The organism is Shewanella sp. A22, from assembly GCF_053850585.1.
The window spans coordinates 1-2,873 of the sequence record NZ_JBSQBN010000214.1 but is presented as its reverse complement, the minus strand read 5'-3'; the positions used below and the strand labels follow the sequence as shown (position 1 = coordinate 2,873).

Annotated in this window: 2 protein-coding genes; both read right to left on the bottom strand. The window is 42.3% G+C overall.

Annotated features, from left to right (window positions below; all coding sequences use genetic code 11):
- Nucleotides 1-198: 198 nt before the first annotated feature.
- On the bottom strand, nucleotides 199-1,485 hold the full coding sequence (gene hemL, locus ACWXWT_RS20220) for a glutamate-1-semialdehyde 2,1-aminomutase (protein ID WP_456043367.1): 1,287 nt from the start codon (nucleotides 1,483-1,485) through the stop codon (nucleotides 199-201).
- 26 nt (nucleotides 1,486-1,511) lie between these two features.
- Complete coding sequence (locus tag ACWXWT_RS20215) at nucleotides 1,512-2,531, bottom strand: aspartate carbamoyltransferase (RefSeq protein ID WP_456043366.1); 1,020 nt, start codon at nucleotides 2,529-2,531, stop codon at nucleotides 1,512-1,514.
- Nucleotides 2,532-2,873: the final 342 nt, after the last annotated feature.

The following is a 2,873-nucleotide window of genomic DNA, read 5'->3' as shown; positions in this document are numbered from 1 at the left end:
ATGGCGGTCAGATGCTGGAGGTAGAGTAACGCAGGAGCTTGTTACCGAGGATCACTATTCGCTTCAATCATCTGCCTTGCCTACAGCACTTTGAACTCCCGCTGAAAGATCACATATTTAATAGGATAGGTATTACTCTCAAAAAAATAGGATAAACAACTGAGTTATTTATCCTATTTTTGTTATCAAGATTGACGTTTATTTCATTGTAGCAAATACGCGGTCTGCTGCAGCTAAGGTCAATTCAATTTCAGCATCGCCATGGGCCATTGATAAGAAACCTGCTTCATAGGCACTTGGTGCTAAATAAACGCCTTCATCTAACATGCCATGGTAGAAGTGACGGAAGTGATCCATGTTGCATTTTGTGACTTGGGCAAATGAGGTCATTGGGTTGTTATCTTCAGTGAAGAAGAGACCAAACATACCACCCACATAAGTGATGTTTAATGGAATGCCATGTTTGTCTGCTGCGGCTTTAAAACCTTCGGCAACACGCTTGGTTTTGTCTGTAAGCGCTTCGTATAAACCCGGTTTACACAATTCATCCATTTGCGCTAAACCAGCGGTCATTGCAATGGGGTTGCCTGATAACGTACCCGCTTGATAAACCGGACCCGTTGGAGCAATAAACTGCATCACGTCTTTACGGCCACCAAACGCGCCGACAGGCATACCGCCGCCAATAACCTTACCTAGTGTGGTTAAGTCTGGCGTAACGCCGTAGTGACCTTGTGCTCCGCTCATAGATACACGGAAACCTGTCATCACTTCATCAATAATCAATAGTGCACCAAACTCATCACATATGGCACGTAAACCCTGTAAGAAACCTTCAACAGGTGGAATACAGTTCATGTTGCCAGCAACGGGTTCAAGAATGATACACGCGATATCTTCTGGGTGTTGCTCGAATATCGCTCGTACAGAATCGAGGTCATTATAAGTTGCTGTTAATGTATGTTTTGCGAAGTCTTCTGGAATACCTGGAGAACTTGGCTGGCCTAATGTTAAGGCGCCAGAGCCTGCTTTTACTAGCAAACAGTCGGCATGGCCATGGTAGCAACCTTCAAACTTTAAAATATTGTCACGGTTAGTAAAACCTCGAGCTAAACGAATCGCACTCATGGTGGCTTCTGTGCCTGAACTCACCATACGAACTTGTTCCATCGATGGCACCATTGAAATGACTTTTTCAGCCATTTTGACTTCAAGTTCTGTTGGTGCGCCAAATGAGAGGCCGTTTTCGACAGCCGCTAACACAGCTTGACGAATTTCAGGATGATTATGACCTAAAATCATCGGTCCCCATGAACCGACATAGTCGATATACTTTTTACCATCAGCATCAAAAATATAAGCGCCATCAGCTTTTTCAATGAACAATGGTGAACCACCCACACCATTAAAGGCTCTTACAGGTGAGTTAACGCCACCAGGAATGGTTTTTTTAGCCTGTTCAAATAAAACTTCGGAACGGGTCATGTTTAATCCTTAATATTGTGCGCCAATTATCTATCGGCTTTACGTGAATACCAGTTTACTGGGCACTCATACTTTTCGAGTTGGTTTTCAACTCCAAGTGTTAATGCAAAAAGTGCCATACGAATTAGCAAGCCGTTGTCGGCTTGTCTAAAAATAGCCAAGCTTGGATGGCTGTTTAAATCATTGTCGAGTTCATTTGCTTGCGCACGTGAATCTCGAGGTAACGGATGCATAATCACCGTATTTGATTTGCAATGCTGCGTATAAATATTGTGATTTAAGCGAAACTTACCTCGGTATTTATTGGCTTCTTCCTGTGAAGGAAAGCGTTCTTCTTGAATGCGAGTCAGATACAGTATATCTGCTTGATGCAAATTACCTTCAAGTTGTTCTGTTATTGTGATCTTATGGCCAGCATTTTCAATGTCGGCGATCACATAGTCAGGCATTGCTAGCTCACTTGGGGATATCAATGTGAACTTAATGTCTTTATGCATACAAAGTAAGCGAGATAATGAATGCACGGTACGACCATATTTTAAATCGCCAACCATCGCAATGTGCATACCATCGATGTCCATACCAGCATGGCTTAGCTCTTTCTTTATGGTAAATAAATCTAGCAAAGCTTGAGTTGGATGCTCGTTAGGGCCATCGCCACCGTTAATTACGGGAACACGACTTCCTTCTGCAAATTCTTTAACTGAATAAGCATCAGGGTGGCGCATGGCAATCACATCAGAATACGTTGATAGCACTCTAGCTGTGTCATATAACGACTCGCCTTTTGACAGTGATGATGAAGCCATCCCTGTGGTTTCACGCACATGTCCGCCAAGCAAGTTAAAGGCGCAGCCGAAACTGACGCGTGTACGCGTGCTGGGCTCAAAAAACAAGTTACCTAAAATGGCACCGTCTAATACTTTGGTGCGTTTTTCACGCAATGCATAAGGCGTCATTTTGTTTGCGACGTTAAAAATAGTATTAATTGAATCAAGATCTAACTGGTTTACTGAAAGGATATGTGAACCTTCGAACTGCATCATCAGCCTGATTTCCAAAGTGTTGGGTAAAATATCCATCAAAACAGCATGCTATTTTACCGTTATTTTATAGGGTATTTATCGATTTTTTTATAATGTGGCTGAGGCAAAATTGTAGCAGAAAATAAAGTGCAGATAAATATAATACCAATCCTATTAAATATGTGATCTTTCAGCGGGAGTTCAAAGTGCTGTAGGCAAGGCAGATGATTGAAGTTAATAGTGATCCTCGGTAACAAGCTCCTGCGTTACTCTACCTCCAGTATCTGACCGCCATGGATGGTGGGAATGTGTTATTTTTTATGGAAAAAAATAGACCATGCAGTCGTATTTTGAAAGCATCTA

Bases quoted from the DNA above. Each gene is read 5' to 3' on its own strand.
- ACWXWT_RS20215 (WP_456043366.1), bottom strand. From the start codon at position 2,531: ATGATGCAGTTCGAAGGTTCACATATCCTTTCAGTAAACCAGTTAGAT.
- hemL (WP_456043367.1), bottom strand. From the start codon at position 1,485: ATGACCCGTTCCGAAGTTTTATTTGAACAGGCTAAAAAAACCATTCCT.